General features: G+C 73.0%; 12 protein-coding genes. 3 read left to right on the top strand and 9 right to left on the bottom strand.

The features are described from left to right. Positions 1 to 6: 6 nt before the first annotated feature. The 7 genes from O7608_RS31980 to O7608_RS11805 all read right to left on the bottom strand — a co-directional run bounded on the left by O7608_RS31980 (position 7) and on the right by O7608_RS11805 (position 6,460). Positions 7 to 1,740 (bottom strand): ABC transporter permease, encoded by a 1,734-nt coding sequence (locus O7608_RS31980; RefSeq protein WP_353850562.1) that lies wholly within the window; start codon positions 1,738 to 1,740, stop codon positions 7 to 9. After that, complete coding sequence (locus tag O7608_RS11830; RefSeq protein WP_289210000.1) at positions 1,638 to 2,528, bottom strand: ABC transporter permease; 891 nt, start codon at positions 2,526 to 2,528, stop codon at positions 1,638 to 1,640. The genes O7608_RS31980 and O7608_RS11830 overlap by 103 nt, the downstream gene beginning before the upstream one ends. Before the next feature lies 1 nt (position 2,529). Then, a complete protein-coding gene (locus O7608_RS11825; protein WP_289209999.1) occupies positions 2,530 to 2,967 on the bottom strand; it encodes a hypothetical protein in 438 nt (145 codons plus the stop codon). 217 nt (positions 2,968 to 3,184) lie between these two features. After that, positions 3,185 to 3,850: a response regulator gene (locus tag O7608_RS11820; protein WP_289209998.1), complete on the bottom strand. Its 666-nt coding sequence runs from the start codon at positions 3,848 to 3,850 to the stop codon at positions 3,185 to 3,187. Further along, the gene (locus O7608_RS11815) at positions 3,847 to 5,181 is read right to left on the bottom strand and encodes a sensor histidine kinase (RefSeq protein WP_289209997.1); all 1,335 of its coding nucleotides are present in this window, start codon (positions 5,179 to 5,181) and stop codon (positions 3,847 to 3,849) included. The genes O7608_RS11820 and O7608_RS11815 overlap by 4 nt, the downstream gene beginning before the upstream one ends. 26 nt (positions 5,182 to 5,207) lie before the next feature. After that, positions 5,208 to 5,822 carry a SigE family RNA polymerase sigma factor gene (locus O7608_RS11810; protein ID WP_289209996.1) on the bottom strand — a complete coding sequence of 205 codons (615 nt, stop codon included), beginning with the start codon at positions 5,820 to 5,822 and terminating at the stop codon, positions 5,208 to 5,210. Further along, positions 5,819 to 6,460 (bottom strand): permease-like cell division protein FtsX, encoded by a 642-nt coding sequence (locus O7608_RS11805; RefSeq protein WP_289209995.1) that lies wholly within the window; start codon positions 6,458 to 6,460, stop codon positions 5,819 to 5,821. Before O7608_RS11805 ends, O7608_RS11810 begins: the two co-directional genes overlap by 4 nt. A 188-nt stretch (positions 6,461 to 6,648) precedes the next feature. Here O7608_RS11805 and O7608_RS11800 point away from each other — a divergent pair, with 188 nt between their 5' ends. After that, positions 6,649 to 8,451 (top strand): sulfatase-like hydrolase/transferase, encoded by a 1,803-nt coding sequence (locus tag O7608_RS11800; RefSeq protein WP_289209994.1) that lies wholly within the window; start codon positions 6,649 to 6,651, stop codon positions 8,449 to 8,451. Positions 8,452 to 8,773: 322 nt separating this feature from the next. Next, positions 8,774 to 12,208, top strand: coding sequence for a reprolysin-like metallopeptidase (locus O7608_RS11795; protein ID WP_289209993.1), 3,435 nt, complete (start codon positions 8,774 to 8,776; stop codon positions 12,206 to 12,208). A gap of 75 nt (positions 12,209 to 12,283) precedes the next feature. On the opposite strand, the gene O7608_RS11790 is transcribed toward O7608_RS11795, so the two are convergent. Both O7608_RS11790 and bluB read right to left on the bottom strand, forming a co-directional pair. Further along, positions 12,284 to 13,954, bottom strand: a complete 1,671-nt coding sequence (locus O7608_RS11790) for a bifunctional NAD(P)/FAD-dependent oxidoreductase/class I SAM-dependent methyltransferase (RefSeq protein WP_289209992.1) — start codon at positions 13,952 to 13,954, stop codon at positions 12,284 to 12,286. 96 nt (positions 13,955 to 14,050) lie between these two features. Continuing rightward, entirely contained in the window at positions 14,051 to 14,665 is a 615-nt protein-coding gene (gene bluB / locus O7608_RS11785; RefSeq protein WP_289210863.1) for a 5,6-dimethylbenzimidazole synthase, read from the bottom strand. 79 nt (positions 14,666 to 14,744) lie between these two features. Between bluB and O7608_RS11780 the strand changes: the two genes are divergently transcribed. Further along, positions 14,745 to 15,341 (top strand): GNAT family N-acetyltransferase, encoded by a 597-nt coding sequence (locus tag O7608_RS11780; RefSeq protein WP_289209991.1) that lies wholly within the window; start codon positions 14,745 to 14,747, stop codon positions 15,339 to 15,341. Positions 15,342 to 15,345 lie beyond the last annotated feature (4 nt).

Genomic DNA, 15,345 nt, shown 5'->3' with positions numbered 1-15,345 from the left:
CCGGGCTCAGTCCGGGGTGCCGATGGCGGCGACCGGGCTGACCCGGGCGGCCCGGCGGGCCGGCGACAGCCCGGCCAGCGCGGTGATGGCGCCCAGGGCTGCGACGATCACCAGCAGCTGGCCCGCCGGCAGCGCCAGCGGGGTGCCCAACTGCAGTGCCTCGATCGTCAGCCAGGCCAGCGGTACGCCCAGGGCAAGGCCGAGCACCGCACCGACGATCCCGTACATGCCGGATTCCAGCAGGATCATCGCCCGTAGCCGGGGGCGGCTGAGGCCGAGCGCCCGCAGCAGGCCGACCTCCTGGGTGCGTTCCAGCACCGACAACGCGGTGGTGGTGCCGACCCCGACGACCGCTATCGCCACGGTCAGGGCAAGCAGTCCGAGCGCGATCAGGAACAGCGACGACACCTCTGACTCGACGGTCTCCCGGTAATCCGCCATCACCCCCACGTCGGCACCGTTGGCGACCGCGAGCTGCCGTACGGCGGCCACTGTCGCGCCGTGGTCGCCGCCGGCGAAGTCGGCCAGCACCCCGGTCTCGGTGGGGTCGGTACCACCGAGCAGAGCCAGGTCGCCCGAGGTCAGCACCACATCGGTGTCCAGCGGTGCACGGCCGCCGAGCACCGCCGTGACGGTGACGCTCACCTGCCCTGCGTCACCGGTCAGGGTGATCTGGTCGCCGACGTCGGCCGACAGGTCCTCGGCCAGGTTCTGCCCGAGCACCGCCTGCCCCGGCCCGACGTTGGTCAACGTGCCGTCGTCGACGGCCAGCGCCGCCATCCGGGGCAGCGCGTCGAGGTCGATGGTGACAGCCGTGTACGAGAACTGGTCGATGTTGAACGAGAGCAGCTCCATCGGGGTGACGTGGCGGAGTTCCGCCATCGCCCGCAACTGGTCGACGACCGCCGGGGTGAGCGGCTGGTCGCTGCCGACCACCATCAGATCGGCCGGGGCGCGGGCGGCCATCGTCTGGTCGGTGAAGGCTCGCAGGCTGGCGGCACCGACCGCCGCGCCGCCGACGAGGGCCACCCCCAGGGCGACCACCACCGAGACTGCGGCGGCCCGGCGCGGCACCCCGCCGATCGTGCTCACCGCGAGGGTGCCGACCGGCCTGAGCTTGCGCAGCGGCCAGCCGACGACTGCCAGCACCGGCCGGATCAGCAGTGGTCCGAGTGCGACGAGCGCACCGAACGCGAAGGCGCCGATCCCGACGATGCCCAGCAGCGTCCCGGCCGAATCCGGTGCCTCCGGCGCCGAGACGCGGGAGATGGTCGACGCGACCGTGGCGGCCGACGCGGCGGCCAGCAGCAGCCCGACGAGCAGGCGCCCGGCACTGATTCCCGACTCGGCGGTCACCGTGCCGGCGCTGCGCAACGCCTGCAGCGGCGGTACGTTCGCGGCGGCCAGCGCCGGCACCAGTCCCGCGCCGGCGGTCAGCACGACCGCCCCGACGACGACCGCCACCAGGGCTCCGACCGGCACCTCGGGCAGGGAGACCTGCTGGCCCGCGGCGGCGAGCGCCGGTGCGGCCAGCCCGAGGCCGACCGCGAGCAGCACCCCGACGGTGCCGGCGAGCAGACCGACCAGCGCACCTTCGATGGTCAGCGCCACGACCAGTTGCCGGCGGTGGGCGCCGATCAGGCGCAGCAACGCCAGCTGGCCCATCCGCTGGGCGAACACGATGCGGAACGTCGACGAGGCGACCAGCAGGGCGGCGACCACGGCGACGGCCAGGAACATCGCGGCGAGCGCGAAGACCTGGTCGAAGCGGGCCACGGCCTCCTGTGCCTCGGCCAGCCGTTTCGATTCGCCGGGTGCCGCGCTGGGGTACAGCTGCGGGTCGACCGGTCGAGGTAGTTGAGGATCTCGTCCGAGAGCCCGCCGACGTCGGTCCCCGGCGCGGCGGCGACGTCGATCCGACCCCAGCCGACCGGGGTCGTCGTCACCGTCGCGAGCAGCGTGTCCGGCGTGTACGCCCGCTCCCAGTTGGCGTCCGGGCCGTCGACGACGCCGGTCACCGTCGCCGTTGTCGGCGCGGCGGTCGGGTCGCCGCCGTACAGCCGAAGGGTGCTGCCGGGGGCGATGCCGAGCCGGTCGACGGCGCGCTGGTTGACGGCGATCTCGCCGCCCGCTGTCGGGTACCGTCCGGTGAGCAGCGTGGTCCGCGCCAGCGGTCCGGCGCCGGGGTCGGTGACCAGCAGGATCGACGTGCCGGCAGACGGTTCACCCACCCCGAGCTGGACCTCGTCGCGGCCGACGGCCTGGCTGACGCCCGGGAACGCGGCGATCGCGGCCCGCTGCTCGTCGGCGATCAGGGTGCCGTTCACGGTGACCACCAGGCTGGCACCGGGTGGGGTGTCGCTGAAGGTGTCCAGCGTGGTGCGGGCGACGATCTCGTAGGCGAGCATGGCACCGGCCACCACGAACGCGGCGACCAGCACCGACAGGCCGGTGAGCAGCAGGCGGCCGGGTCGGGTCAGGATGCCGCGCAGCTGGGTACGTGGCACGGCGGTGTTGACGACACTCATCTCAGAAGGCCAGCTCAGGGAAGGTCAGCTTGACGCCGCTGCTTGCGCAGTGGCCCTCGGCGTTACTGCGCGCCTCGCTGATCTGCTCCTTGGTCGGACGCTCGCCCGCGCCGGTCGCCTTGACCCGGGACCAGTGGATGAACCGGCCGACCTCAGTGCTGATCCCCTGATCGACGAACTGGGCGTAGCGAATCTTGCGCAGGTCCTGTTCCCACTGCTCGGCCTCGGCCGGTTCGCTCGGTGGGTTCTTCGTCTGGTCGAGCAACTGCTGGGCGAGCCGGCAGTCGGCGGCTGACGCCTGGGTCGGCCCGAACTGCTGCTGCCACAGGTAGTTGACGCCGAACGCGACAGCGGCCAGCACCGCGACGGTCACCACGCCGAGGATGATCAGTCGCAGCGCGGCGGGGCGGCGGGTTCCGGTGTCAATCTGGGTGCTCATCAGGTGCCTTCCGATGGTCGGGGTTCGCAACGATGACCATCGTCGGCCGGCGGGGGTGTCCGACGCGTCGGCGCACGATCGGATCTGCGGACGGCGCCGGGTACGACCGTGGTCGTACATCCGATCCGATACCGGTCGCAACGCCCCAGGTCAGGGCAAGGGACGGACCGGTCACGGCCCGAAGTCCGGACAGGTCACGGCCTGAGTTCCGGACAGGTCACGGCCCGGGACGGACCAGACCGATCCGGTACGCGAAGACGACGGCCTGCACCCGGTCCCGCAGGTCCAGTTTGGTGAGGATCCGCCCGAGGTGGGTCTTGACGGTCGCCTCGGCGACGTAGAGCTGGTTGGCGATCTCGGTGTTGGACAGGCCGGCCGCGACCAGGGCGAGCACCTCACGTTCCCGGGCGGTCAGCGCGGCGAGCCGGTCGTCGGCGGCCGGCTCCGGGGTGAGGTGCCCGGCGAAGCGGTCCAGCAGCCGACGGGTCACCCGGGGTGCGACGACCGACTCGCCGCTGGCCACCACCCGGATCGCGGCCAACAGTTCGGCGGGACGCACGTTCTTGAGCAGGAAGCCGCTGGCCCCCGCCTGCAGCGCGGCGAACGCGTCCTCGTCGGTGTCGAACGTCGTCAACGCCAGGACCTTCGGCGCGTCGGCACGGTCCTGGGCCCGGAGCCGGCGGGTGGCTTCGACGCCGTCCATCAGCGGCATCCGGAGGTCCATCACCACCACGTCGGCCTCGATGGTGGCCAACGCGGCGAGTGCGGCGGCACCGTCGGCGGCCTCACCGACGACGGCCATGTCGGGCTGGGCGGCCAGCACCATCGCGAACCCGGCCCGGACCAGCTCCTGGTCGTCGACGAGGAAGACTCTGATCGTCACGACGTCACCTCCGTCGGCTCCGTCCCGGCCCGCGCCGGGGACCTGATCGGCAGTACGGCGTGGACCTGCCAGCCGCCGGCCGGGCGCGGTCCGGCAGTCACCTCGCCGCCGTGCACGGCCACCCGCTCCCGCATGCCGAGCAGGCCGTTGCCACCGGACGCCGGTCCGGCGGTCGATCGGGCAGTGGCCGGCGGGGCAGTGGCCGGCCGGGTGGCGACCGTCCCTCGACCATCGTCGATCACCGTCAGCTCGGCGGTGTCCGCATCGATCCGGACGGTCACCGTGACGGCCGTGCCGGGACCCGAGTATCGCAGGGTGTTGGTCAGCGACTCCTGCACCACCCAGAACATGGTCAGCTCCTCGGCGGGTGACAACCGGGTCGGATCGCCGTCGATGCTCAGTTCGACGACGAGACCGGCTCCCCTGGTCCGCTCGATCAGGGCGCTGAGCTGGGCGATTCCGGCCCTACGCCGGTCGGTGTCGTCGGGCGTTCCGGCCGCCCCGGGCTGCGGGGCGGCCGGTGACGCGTCGACCCCGCGCAGCACGGCGACGATCCGGCGCATGTCCTCCAGCGCGTCGCGGCCGGTGTCACCGATGGTGATCATGGCCTTGCGGGCCTGCTCGGCGTCCAGGTCGATCATGTAGCTGGCGCCGTCCGCCTGCACCGTCATCACCGCCAGGCTGTGGGCGACGACGTCGTGCAGCTCCCGGGCGATCGCGGCCCGTTCGTCGGCGGCGGCCAGCCGGGCAAGCTGGTCGCGTTCCCGTTCGGCCGCCGCCGCCCGCTCGGCGGCGACCGCCGTCTGTTCCTTGCGGCTGCGCAACATGTACGCGGTCAGCCAGATCGCCACGCAGATCAGCATCAGGACGGCGTACTCGCTGAAGTCGGCGAGGCCGGTCACGTGGTGGTCGTCGGCGAGCAGTTTGGCGTCGACGGCGAGCACGGCGACGCCGACCAGGGTGATCCCGCCGGCCAGTACGGCGTGCCACTGCCGGTCGGCGTGGGTCACCACAGCGGCCATCGCGATCAGCACCGCGACGTCGTAGAACTCCGGCACGCTCAGGGCGACCAGCAGCTGTGCCGCGCCCAGGCCGGCGACGACCAGCATGACGGTCATCGGACGGCGGCGGCGCCACACCAGCGCCACCGCCATGCCGAGGCCGATCACCAGGTCGGCCAGCGAGGCCCGGTACTGCCAGGCGATGGTGGCCACCGCCGTCGCGACCGCCAGGTCGAGCAACGTCCACCGGTACGGCGACGTCGACCGATCCGGCCCGGTCGGCTGGCGCGGTGACGTCGACGGGTCCGGTGACGTCGACACGGGGGGCATGCGCCCAGCCTAGGTCGCCGGTCGGATCAGCTGGTCGGGAAGTCCTCCCCGAGCTCGGTACGCAGCCGCTGCAGCGCCCGCATGCTGGTCATCTTCACCGCCGACGTGGTCATCCCGAGGATCTCGGCGACGGATTCGACGCTGCGGTCCTCCCAGTGCCGCAGCACCAGCACCGCCCGGTCCCGTACCGGCAGCTCGGCCAGCGCACGCAGCAGCGTCACCTGCAGGTCAGGGGCACCGGCCGGTGCCGGAGCCGACGGTTCGGGTGGCTCGGCGAGCACCAGTTCGGTACGGCTGCGCCGCTTCATCGCGTCGGCGACCGCGTTGACCAGCACCCGCCGGCTGTACGCGTCGAGGTTCGCCGCCGGCCAGATCCGCGCCCACGAGGCGTACATCCGGGTGAAGGTGATCTGGGTCAGGTCCTGCGCCAGGTGCCAGTCCCGGCACATCAGGTACGCGATGCGCCGCAGCCGGGGTGCCGCGGCGACGACGAACGCCGTGAACGCCTCGTCGCGGACCGCCCGCTGCCCTCGGCGGGCCGCCGCCCAGCGGGCCACCGGCCCGCCCACCGGGGTCGCCGGGGTCGGCGGTCGCACCGGCAGCCCGTCGGCGGCCGGCTCCACGGTCCGTACGCCGGTCATTCGCCCTCCTGCTGCGCCGACGTACGGTGCGGACAGAACCGGCCGACGACCTCGTCGACCCCGGGCAGGGCCCGCAGGTCCGGCTCCAACTGCGGGTACGCCGCCGGATCCGTCAGGGTGAGCCGGAACGACTCGGGAAACTGCTCGGCGGTGACCTGTGCGATCTCCTCCGGGGTGTACAACGAGAACACCTCGGTCGGGCCGTCCCGGTACATCTGCCGGAACCTCTCGTACGCATCCTGCCGGCTGTCGTAGCGGACCGTCGACAGCCGTGGGTCGGCACGCAACGCCGTGTCGATGGCGGCCCGCTGCGCGTCGGTGACCTGCTCGGCCAGGTAGACCGACGCCTCGGTGGCGACATCCTCGGCGGACACGCCCTCGCACAGCACCGGGGTCGCCGACGGCAGCACCACCTGCGCCGGCACCGGGGCCGGTGCGTCCCGGACGGGCACCGCCAGGCCGGCCGCGACAGCGGCGAGGGCGGTCACCGCGACGGCGGCACCACCGACGGTGAGCCGTCGGCGGCGGCGCAGCCGGGTGCCGCCGGCCATCGCGGCGCGGGCCAGTTCCTCGCCCGGCGTCGCCGGTGGCGGTTCGCCGTCGAATGCCTGCTCGAAGTGGGTACGCAACTGATCCATCTCCGCTCCCTGGGGTCGTGCGTCACCGTGTCGTAGGGATGACCGGTCGGACCGGTGTTCCGGTCACCGGCCTGGGATGATCGATCCGGCGCGGCGGTCCGTACGTGTTGTCGGGTATCCGGCGGTGTGGTTATCGTGCGGAGCCCGGCCCGGCAGGGCACGCCGCCCGGTCGACGATGAGGAAGGCCGTGATCTTGTCCTCCGCCACGCACTCCGACGCTCCCGCTGCTGACGCGCAGACACCGGCGGCCACCGAGACCACAGCCGAGGTAGCGGACGAGCCGACTCCGCCGGCCGAGCAGGCGCAGCAGGCCGCGCCGACGGAGGCCGAGCCGACTTCGCCGGCCGCAGCGGTCGGCTGGCGGCAGCGGGTACGGCGTACCGTCGGCTGGGCGCTCAGTGCGCTGGCGGTGGCCGGCCTGCTGGCGGCGATGACGCTGCCGTACCAGCGTGACCTCGTGGTGCCGGCGGCGTTCGTCCGGATCCCGCTGGAGGCGGTCGTGGCGGCCGCGCTGCTGCTGGTGCTGCCCGGCCGGCTGCGGACCCCGGTGGCGGCCGGGCTCGGTGCGCTGCTCGGGGTGCTGACCGTGCTCAAGGTCGCCGACATGGGTTTCTTCTCCGTGCTGGCCCGCCCGTTCGACCCGGTGATGGACTGGGGGCTGCTGGCCGACGGGTACCGCTTCCTCGACGCCTCGTACGGGCGGGCGGCGGCGGTCGGCGCGGCCGTCGGCGCCGTTCTGCTCACCGGCGCGGTGCTGGCGCTGGCGGTGCTCGCCACGGTGCGCACGGCCCGGCTGCTCGCCCGGCACCGGCGGGTCGGCGGCGGTGTGGTCGGCACGATGGCGGCCGGCTGGCTGGTGTTCGCCCTGCTCGGTACGACGGTGACCGTCTACGAGCAGGAGCAGGTCACGTTCGCACTGCCGGTGGCGGACCGGGCCACCGCCCGGCTGGCGTACGACCACACGCTGCAGGTCGGCGCGAGTCTGCGGGACCGGCAGGAGTTCGCCGAGCTGGCGGCGGTGGATGCGTTCCGCGACGTGCCCGGTGACGAACTGCTGACCGCGCTGCGCGGCAAGGACGTGCTGTTGGCGTTCGTGGAGAGCTACGGCCGGGACGCGGTGACCGCCCCGGAGTTCGCCCCGTACGTCGCCGACGTGCTCGACGACGGTTCGCAGCGGCTGGCCGCGCAGGGCTTCGGTTCGCGCAGCGCGTTCCTGACCTCGTCGACGGTCGGCGGCAGCAGCTGGCTGGCGCACGGCAGCACCCTGTCCGGGCTGTGGGTGGACAACCAGCAGCGGTACCACAGCCTGGTCACCAGCGACCGGTTGACGCTGACCCGGGCGTTCGGTAGCGCCGGCTGGCGGGTGTCGGGCTTCTTCCCGGGCAACTCGCGGGCCTGGCCGGAAGGGGCGTTCTTCGGCTACGACCAGGTGTACGACTCCCGCAACATGGGCTACGCCGGTGACCGGTTCGCCTTCGCCTCGATCCCGGACCAGTACGTCCTGTCGGCGTTCGACCGTCTCGAGCGCCAGGCCACCGACGGGCCGGTGATGGCCGAGGTGGCGTTGCTGTCCAGCCACGCGCCGTGGACGCCGGTACCGCAGCTGGTCGACTGGGACACGGTGCGCGACGGCGCGGTCTTCGACCGTCAGGAGATGGCCGCCGACCAGGAGAACCGGTCCGTGGAGGAGAGCCTGCGCGACGACTACCCGAGGGCCGTCGGCTACTCGTTGAGCACGATCATCTCCTACATCGAGGCGCGGGGCGACGACGATCTGGTGGTGGTCTTCCTCGGCGACCATCAGCCGTCGCCGGTGGTGACCGGGCCGAGCGCCAGCCACGACGTGCCGGTGACCATCGTGTCCCGGGATCCGGCGGTGCTCGACGCGGTCGCCGACTGGGACTGGCAGGACGGGTTGCGGCCGGACGGGCAGGCTCCGGTGTGGCAAATGGACCAGTTCCGGGACCGGTTCCTGACCGCATTCCGCTGATCCGCCCGTCGACCGTCTGAGCCGTCTAGGCCGCCTGTCGAACGCCTGAGCCGCCTGCGCCGTCCGTCGAACGCCTGCGCCGCTAGCGGCGCGGCGTTTCCCGCAGGTTTCCCAGTGGAACCGTTCCAGCGTCGGATCCGTGGCCGGCGTACTGGCCGGACTAGGGGATCGGCGGTGATTGGCACTGTCTCATCCCTACGGACGATGCCGACCGCCGACGCCGCCCCCTAGCGTCGGTGCGACCCCCCAAGATCCATGGCTCGTCGGCCTCGGCACCCCTGGCAACGGGTCGTGGTTCGTGACGGACCCCCAAGGAGACATCTTGCGGACCCCCTCGACACCGATCCCCCCGACAGCGGGTGGCCAGTCGCCACCGCCCCCCGGGACCGGCCGGTCCCGTAACCGGCGGCTGGTCGTCCTGCTCGTCGCCGTCGTCGCGGCGGCGCTGCTGCCCGCCGTCGGCCCGACCGGTGCGGCCGTCGCCGCCCCGGAGCGCGGTACGCCGATCGCAGACTCGCCGTGGGCGACCCTCGACGAGGCTCCGACGGCGAGCCGGTCCGGGCGTACCCCGGACATCGAGGCCAGCCGGCTGGCGGCGTACACCCTGGACCGGGACGCGATCGCCGCGCAGCTGGACCGGGCGCCGGACGAGTCGGCCCGGGCCGCCGCGACGGCGCCGCTGCTGCTGACGGTGCCCGACCCGGACGGTGACCTGCAACGGTTCGAGGCCGTCAACTCTCCGGTGATGCAGGACGGTCTCGCCGCCGCCCACCCGGAGATCCAGACGTACGCCGGCACCGGCGTCGACGATCCGACCGCGACGATCCGCGCCGACCTGACCCCGCTGGGCTTCCACGCCTCGGTCCGCTCGTCGAGCGGTTCCTGGTACGTCGACCCGTACCACCGCGACCAGAGCGTCTACGCCAGCTACTACGCACACGACCTGGTCAACCGGCACGGTGACCTGATCGAGCGGGCCGACGTCGGGGCCGCCGCCGAGCAGATCGGCGAGGGGATCGACCAGGCGCAGGCCGACGAGCCGGCCGGGCCGCTGGTCCAGCTGCGGACGTACCGCCTGGCGTTTCTGACCGATCCGTCGTACGCGACCTACTTCGGCGCGGAGAACGTGACCGCCGCGAAGGTGACCCTGATCAACCGGGTGACCCAGATCTACGAGGACGAGACCGCGATCCGGCTCGTGCTGATCAACGACACCGACAAGACCAACCTGAACACGGCCGAGCTGGCCACCGGCCCGAACGGGCCGTGCGGTGCCGCGCCGTGCTTCACCGAGGCGAACCTGACCGGCTGCTCCGGTGCCACGCTCAACCGCAACCGGATCGTCCTCGGCCAGCTCGTCGGGGCCAGCAACTTCGACGTCGGGCACATCGGTTTCGGGCTGCCCGGTGGCGGCGTCGCCGGGCTCGGCGTGGTCGGCGGCGACGGCAAGGCCCGGGGCTGCACCGGCCTGCCGAACCCGGTCGGTGACTTCTACGCCGTCGACTACGTGGCGCACGAGATCGGCCATCAGTTCGCCGGCAACCACACCTTCAACGGCACCCAGTGGAACTGCTCCGGCAGCAACCGCAGCGCCGCCAACTCGTACGAGCCGGGCAGCGGTTCGTCGATCATGGCGTACGCGGGGATCTGCCAGCAGGACAACCTGCAGCCGCACTCCGACCCGTACTGGTCGCAGCGCAGCTACCACGAGATCACCACGTTCGTGAACTCGTCGCGGCCGGCGATCAACGAGGTGCAGACGGTCTCGCTGCGTGACTTCGACACCGACGGCGACGCCTTCACGATCAGCTACGGTGGACAGTCGTCGGCGCCGATCGTGCGTGGTGTCAACTACACCACCGCCGGTATCAAGGCGGCGATCGAGGCGATCAGCGGCTGGCCGGCCGGCGCGACGGTCACCGTGGCGGCGTTCGGTGGCCTCGGCGCGCTCAACGACACCGGTTTCCAGGTGACGTTCAACGGCGGTGCGGTGGCGCAGGCCAACGTACCGGCGCTGGGGTTGACCGGTTTCGTGGGCGCGGCCGGTTTCGTCGGCGAGACCGCCAAGGGCGGTCCGGTCGACAACGGCGGCTGGCAGGTCACCGAGACCACCAACCACGCGCCGGTGGTCACCGTGCCGGCCTCGTTCACCATCCCGGTACGGACCCCGTTCGCGTTGACCGGTAGCGCCACCGACGCCGACGGCGACCCGCTGACGTACATGTGGGAGCAGAACGACCGGGGCGGGATCCTCGGCGGCAGCACCGCCGGCACCGCGTTGACCGACAACGTCAAGACCAACGGCCCGCTGTTCCGGGTCTTCGGCACGTCGGCGCTGGTCAGCCCGCAGGACACCCAGCAGTACTACTCCCCTGGGCTCAACGCGGTCGACGACGACCCGACGCGGGTCTTCCCGGACATGGCGCAGATCCTGGCCGGCAACACCAACGCGAAGACCGGTGCCTGCCCGGCCGTGCCGGAGCCGCCGGCCAGCGGCAGCACCTCCAACCTGACCCAGGCGCTGGTCGACTGCTACTCGGAGTTCCTGCCGACCGCCGACTGGGTGGGCTACGACAACGACCGGACCATGCACTTCAAGTTGACCGCCCGCGACGGTCGGGTCGGCGGCGGTGGGGTCGGCAACGCCGAGACCGAGGTCGTGCTGGCCCCGGACGCCGGTCCGTTCCTGGTCACCTCGCAGCCGACGCCGTCGTTCTACCTTGGTGGCTCCACGCAGGAGGTCACCTGGGACGTGGCCGGCACCGACGCGGCGCCGGTGAACGCCGCGCAGGTGAAGATCTCGCTGTCCACCGACGGGGCGAAGACGTTCCCGTACGTGCTGGCCGAGGCGGTGCCGAACACTGGCAGCGCCACGGTCACGTTGCCGAACATCGACACCACCACCGGTCGGATCAAGATCGAAGCGGTCGGCAACGTCTTCTTCGACCTCAACGACGCCGACATCCGGGTCAGTCAGGTACGGTCGGCCGCGCTGACGTACACCGGGGACACCCTGGTGCACCCGGTGGCCGGCGCGGACACCGCGCAGGTCCTGCTGCGCGCGGCGGTCGGTGCCGAGGCCGGCGACGTACGCGGCACCCAGTTCGCCTTCACCACCGGTGACACCACGCTGTGCACCACCGAGGTGAAGCTCTGGGGCAGCGACGTCACCGGCGGCGTGGCCAGTTGCACGGCCACCCTGCCGGTCGGCAACCACCCGGTGACCGCCACCGTCGACGGCCGCTACACCGGAGCCGTCACGGCCACGGTGACGGTCGCCCCGTCGACCGGGCTGCGGATCAGCGGCGACGGCTACCTGCGCAGCGGGTCGACCGCCGGCGCGTACCCGCTGGACCCCGAGCGCCGGGTCGAGGTGAGCCTCGACGGGCGGGTCACCAACGTCGGTGAGCTGGCCGGCAAGGTGCTGGTCGGCTACCGCTCCGGGGACCAGCGGTACAAGTTCCAGGGCGCCGTCCTGGAGTCGTACGGCGCGACCACGGTCGCCGGCGTGCCGGTGGCGCAGCTGCGCTACCAGGTGACGCTGTTCGACCTGTCCACCCCGCAGCAGCCGGTGCCGGTGGCGACCGGGCTGACGATGCGGGTGACCGCGACCGACGCGGGCGGACCGGGCCGGCGGGACACCATCGGCATCACCGTCTGGGACGGCGACACGCTGATGTTCTCGTCGAGCTGGACCGGCACCGCCACCGAGGAGGTCAACCTGACCGCCTCCGGTGGTGACCTCGTCATCGGCTGACGTCGGTCAGCCCTCCGGGGGCGTCGGGCGTCCTCGCCCGGCGCCCCCGGCTGGTTCACGGGCCGTCCCGGCCGCTCACCTACGGCGGACGGCGTGCAGCACCGCGTCGTGGATCGTGATCGGGTCGCCGTCCGGGCCGGTGACCGACCGGGCGATCGTCTCGACCCGTACGCTGGCCCACTCCGACGGGTCCAGCACGGCCGCTACCTGCTCGGCGGTGAACATCAGATCCGGCAGGCGCGGCCGGCGGATCCCGGGGATTTCCAGGTCGCTCGGGTGGTGGCCGACGATCAGCAGGGTGCCGCCGGGGCGGACCGCCGCCGCGAGCCGGCGGTGCAGCATCGCCCGGTCCGGGTCCGGCAGGTGCATGAACTGCGCGCTGACCAGGTCGAACCGGGCCGCACCCGGATCCCAGGTCCGCAGGTCGGCCTGCTGCCAGGTGAGCCGCTTCGCCACGTCGTCACCGACCGCCGCCGCCTGGTCGGCGGCCCGGCGCAGCGCCACCGGCGACACGTCGACCGCGGTCACCTCCCAGCCCTGGTCGGCGAGCCAGATCGCGTCGGCCCCCTCGCCGGCCCCGACGTCGCAGGCGGTGCCGGCGGGCAGGCCGGCCACGACGGTGACGAGCTGCGGATTGGGGTTGCCGCTCCACACCCGGTCGACGGCGCCGTACCGCTCGTCCCAGAACTCCTGGCTGACCATCGCGGCGACGTCCGCCGGCCCGTGGTGCACCGGCAGACCGTAGTCGTCCTCGCCGACGGCGACGGCCCGGTGCCGGCGGACCGCTTCGGTGGTGTCCGCCTGCGCCAGATCGGCGTTGAGCGCTGCCGCCGCCATCGCCCCGGCCGCCGCCGACGCCATCACCTGGGCGAACGGGTTGGTCAGGTTGCCGGCGGCCCAGATGCCCGGCACCGGGGTCTGCCCGGTCGGGTCGGCCTCGACCTGCTCGGCCATGCCCGTCGGGTGGGCCGTCACCGGCACCCCGAGCTGGGCCAGCAGCCCGTCGGCGCCGCCGATGCCGTCGCCGATGTGCAGCCGGGACGCCACCGTCACCGCTGTACGGGGCACCACGGTCCCGTCGGCGAGGCGCACCCCGGTGAGCCGGTCGTCGGTGGCCTCCACCCCGGTGACCTCACCGGGCACCACCCGTACGCCCCGGGCGGCCAGCGCTTCGGCCTGCTCGTCGGTGAGGGTGACCCCGGTGTGGGTGAACAGCACCAGGTCCGAGGTCCACTGCCGGAACAGCTGCACCTGGTGCAGCGCCATCTCGTTGGCGCCGATCACCCCGACCGGCTGGTCGCGGATCTCCCACCCGTGGCAGTACGGGCAGTGCAGCACGTCCCGGCCCCAGCGCTCGCGCAGCCCGGCGATCGGCGGCAACTCGTCGACCACGCCGGTGGCCAGCAGCAGCCGCCGGGCGGCGACGGTAGCCCCGTCGGCGAGCCGGACGGCGAATCCGTCGTCGACCCGTTCGGCCGCCACCGCCCGGCCGGGCAGCACGATGCCGCCGTACCGTTCGACCTCGCGCCGACCGGTGGCGACCAGGTCGGCCGGGCGCATGCCCTCGCCGGTGAGGAAACCGTGCACGCCGCCCGAGGGCGCGTTACGGGGCTCGCCGGCGTCGATCACGATGACCCCGCGCCGGGCGCGGGCCAGGGTCAGCGCCGCGCTCAGCCCGGCGGCACCGCCGCCGATCACCGCCACGGCGGTACGGTATGCGGGTCCCCCCGCCTCGTTGTCAGTCAAGCTGACCACCTCCGGCACCCACGATCCGCGCAGGGTCAGCGTATCGGCAAACTTCCTTGCTGTTTCAGCAAATCGCGGGTTCGGGGGGCCAGTGGCTCACCAACGGTCGTGGTGCAGGGCCTCGGTCAACGGCCGACGCGCCCGCCAGCCGTGCCGCTCCAGGTCAGGCACGTCGGCCAGCCCGCTCACCGGCCCGACGCAGAGCCACGCCACCGGCCGGACGCCGGCCGGGACACCGAGCAGGTCCCGCAGGAACGGCTCCCGGTAGAACGAGACCCAGCCGACCCCGAGACCTTCGGCGGTGGCGGCCAGCCAGAGGTTCTGGATGGCCAGGCAGACCGAGTAGAGCCCGGCGTCGGCGATGGCATGCCGGCCGAGCACCGCCGGGCTGCCCCGCTGCGGGTCGTAGGTCACCACGATCGACAACGTGGCCTCCCGTACCCCGTCGATCTTGATGTGCGCGAACCGGGCCGCCGCCGCCGGGTCGAGGCTCCGCGCGAACGTCCGCCGTTCCTGCTGCACATGGGCGTGGAAGGCGTCGCGGACCGCCGGATCCCGGACCAGCACGAAATCCCACGGCTGGGTCAGCCCGACGCTCGGCGCGGCGTGCGCGGCGGCCAGGACGCGGTGCAGCACGTCGTCGGGCACCGGCGCGCCGGTGAACTCGGCCCGCACGTCGCGGCGGCGGTGAATGACGTCGTACAGATCGATGGGCATGGCCGACGATTGTCCCGCGCCGCGCCGCGAATCCGGTTGCCGGGTCGGTGCACCGCCTGATCGGATGGCGGCCATGCTGGTCAGACGGGAACGCGCCGACGATGTCGCGGCGGTCCGGGCGGTCGTGACGGCGGCTTTCCGCCGGCCTGCGGAGTCGGGGCCAGGGCAAGGGCCGGAGCCCGACGACCGGCCGCCGGTCGAGGTCGGGCTGCTGGACGAACTCCGCGCCGACCCCGGGTGGATCCCGGCGCTGTCGCTGGTCGCCGTCGACGGACCGGCCGACACGGACCCGGGCGCACCGGCCGCCGTCGCGGGCCAGGTCGACGCGGGCGGGATCGTCGGGCACGTGGTCTGCACCCGGGGGTACGTCGACGACCGGCCGGCGCTGGGCCTCGGCCCGTTGGCGGTCCGCCCGGACCGGCAGCGCGCCGGTGTCGGCTCGGCCCTGATGCACGCGGTGCTCGCCGCCGCCGAAGCCCGTGACGAGACCCTCGTCGTGCTGCTCGGCGACCCGGCGTACTACCGGCGGTTCGGGCTGCGCCCGGCCAGCGACTTCGGCATCGTCGCGCCCGATCCGCAGTGGGGGCACTACTTTCAGGCCCGGCCGCTGGGCCCGACGCCGCCGACACCGGGCCGGTTCCGCTACGCCGCACCGTTCGATCGGCTCTGACCGC

The sequence above is a fragment of the Solwaraspora sp. WMMA2056 genome (assembly GCF_030345095.1).
In the GTDB taxonomy this organism is placed as follows: Bacteria; Actinomycetota; Actinomycetes; order Mycobacteriales; family Micromonosporaceae; genus Micromonospora_E.
This window is presented reverse-complemented; position numbering and strand designations above follow the sequence as displayed.

Bases quoted from the DNA above. Each gene is read 5' to 3' on its own strand.
- O7608_RS11815 (WP_289209997.1), bottom strand. From the start codon at position 5,181: ATGCCCCCCGTGTCGACGTCACCGGACCCGTCGACGTCACCGCGCCAG.
- O7608_RS11825 (WP_289209999.1), bottom strand. From the start codon at position 2,967: ATGAGCACCCAGATTGACACCGGAACCCGCCGCCCCGCCGCGCTGCGA.
- O7608_RS11810 (WP_289209996.1), bottom strand. From the start codon at position 5,822: ATGACCGGCGTACGGACCGTGGAGCCGGCCGCCGACGGGCTGCCGGTG.
- O7608_RS11805 (WP_289209995.1), bottom strand. From the start codon at position 6,460: ATGGATCAGTTGCGTACCCACTTCGAGCAGGCATTCGACGGCGAACCG.
- O7608_RS11780 (WP_289209991.1), top strand. From the start codon at position 14,745: ATGCTGGTCAGACGGGAACGCGCCGACGATGTCGCGGCGGTCCGGGCG.
- O7608_RS11830 (WP_289210000.1), bottom strand. From the start codon at position 2,528: ATGAGTGTCGTCAACACCGCCGTGCCACGTACCCAGCTGCGCGGCATC.
- O7608_RS31980 (WP_353850562.1), bottom strand. From the start codon at position 1,740: ATGTTCCTGGCCGTCGCCGTGGTCGCCGCCCTGCTGGTCGCCTCGTCG.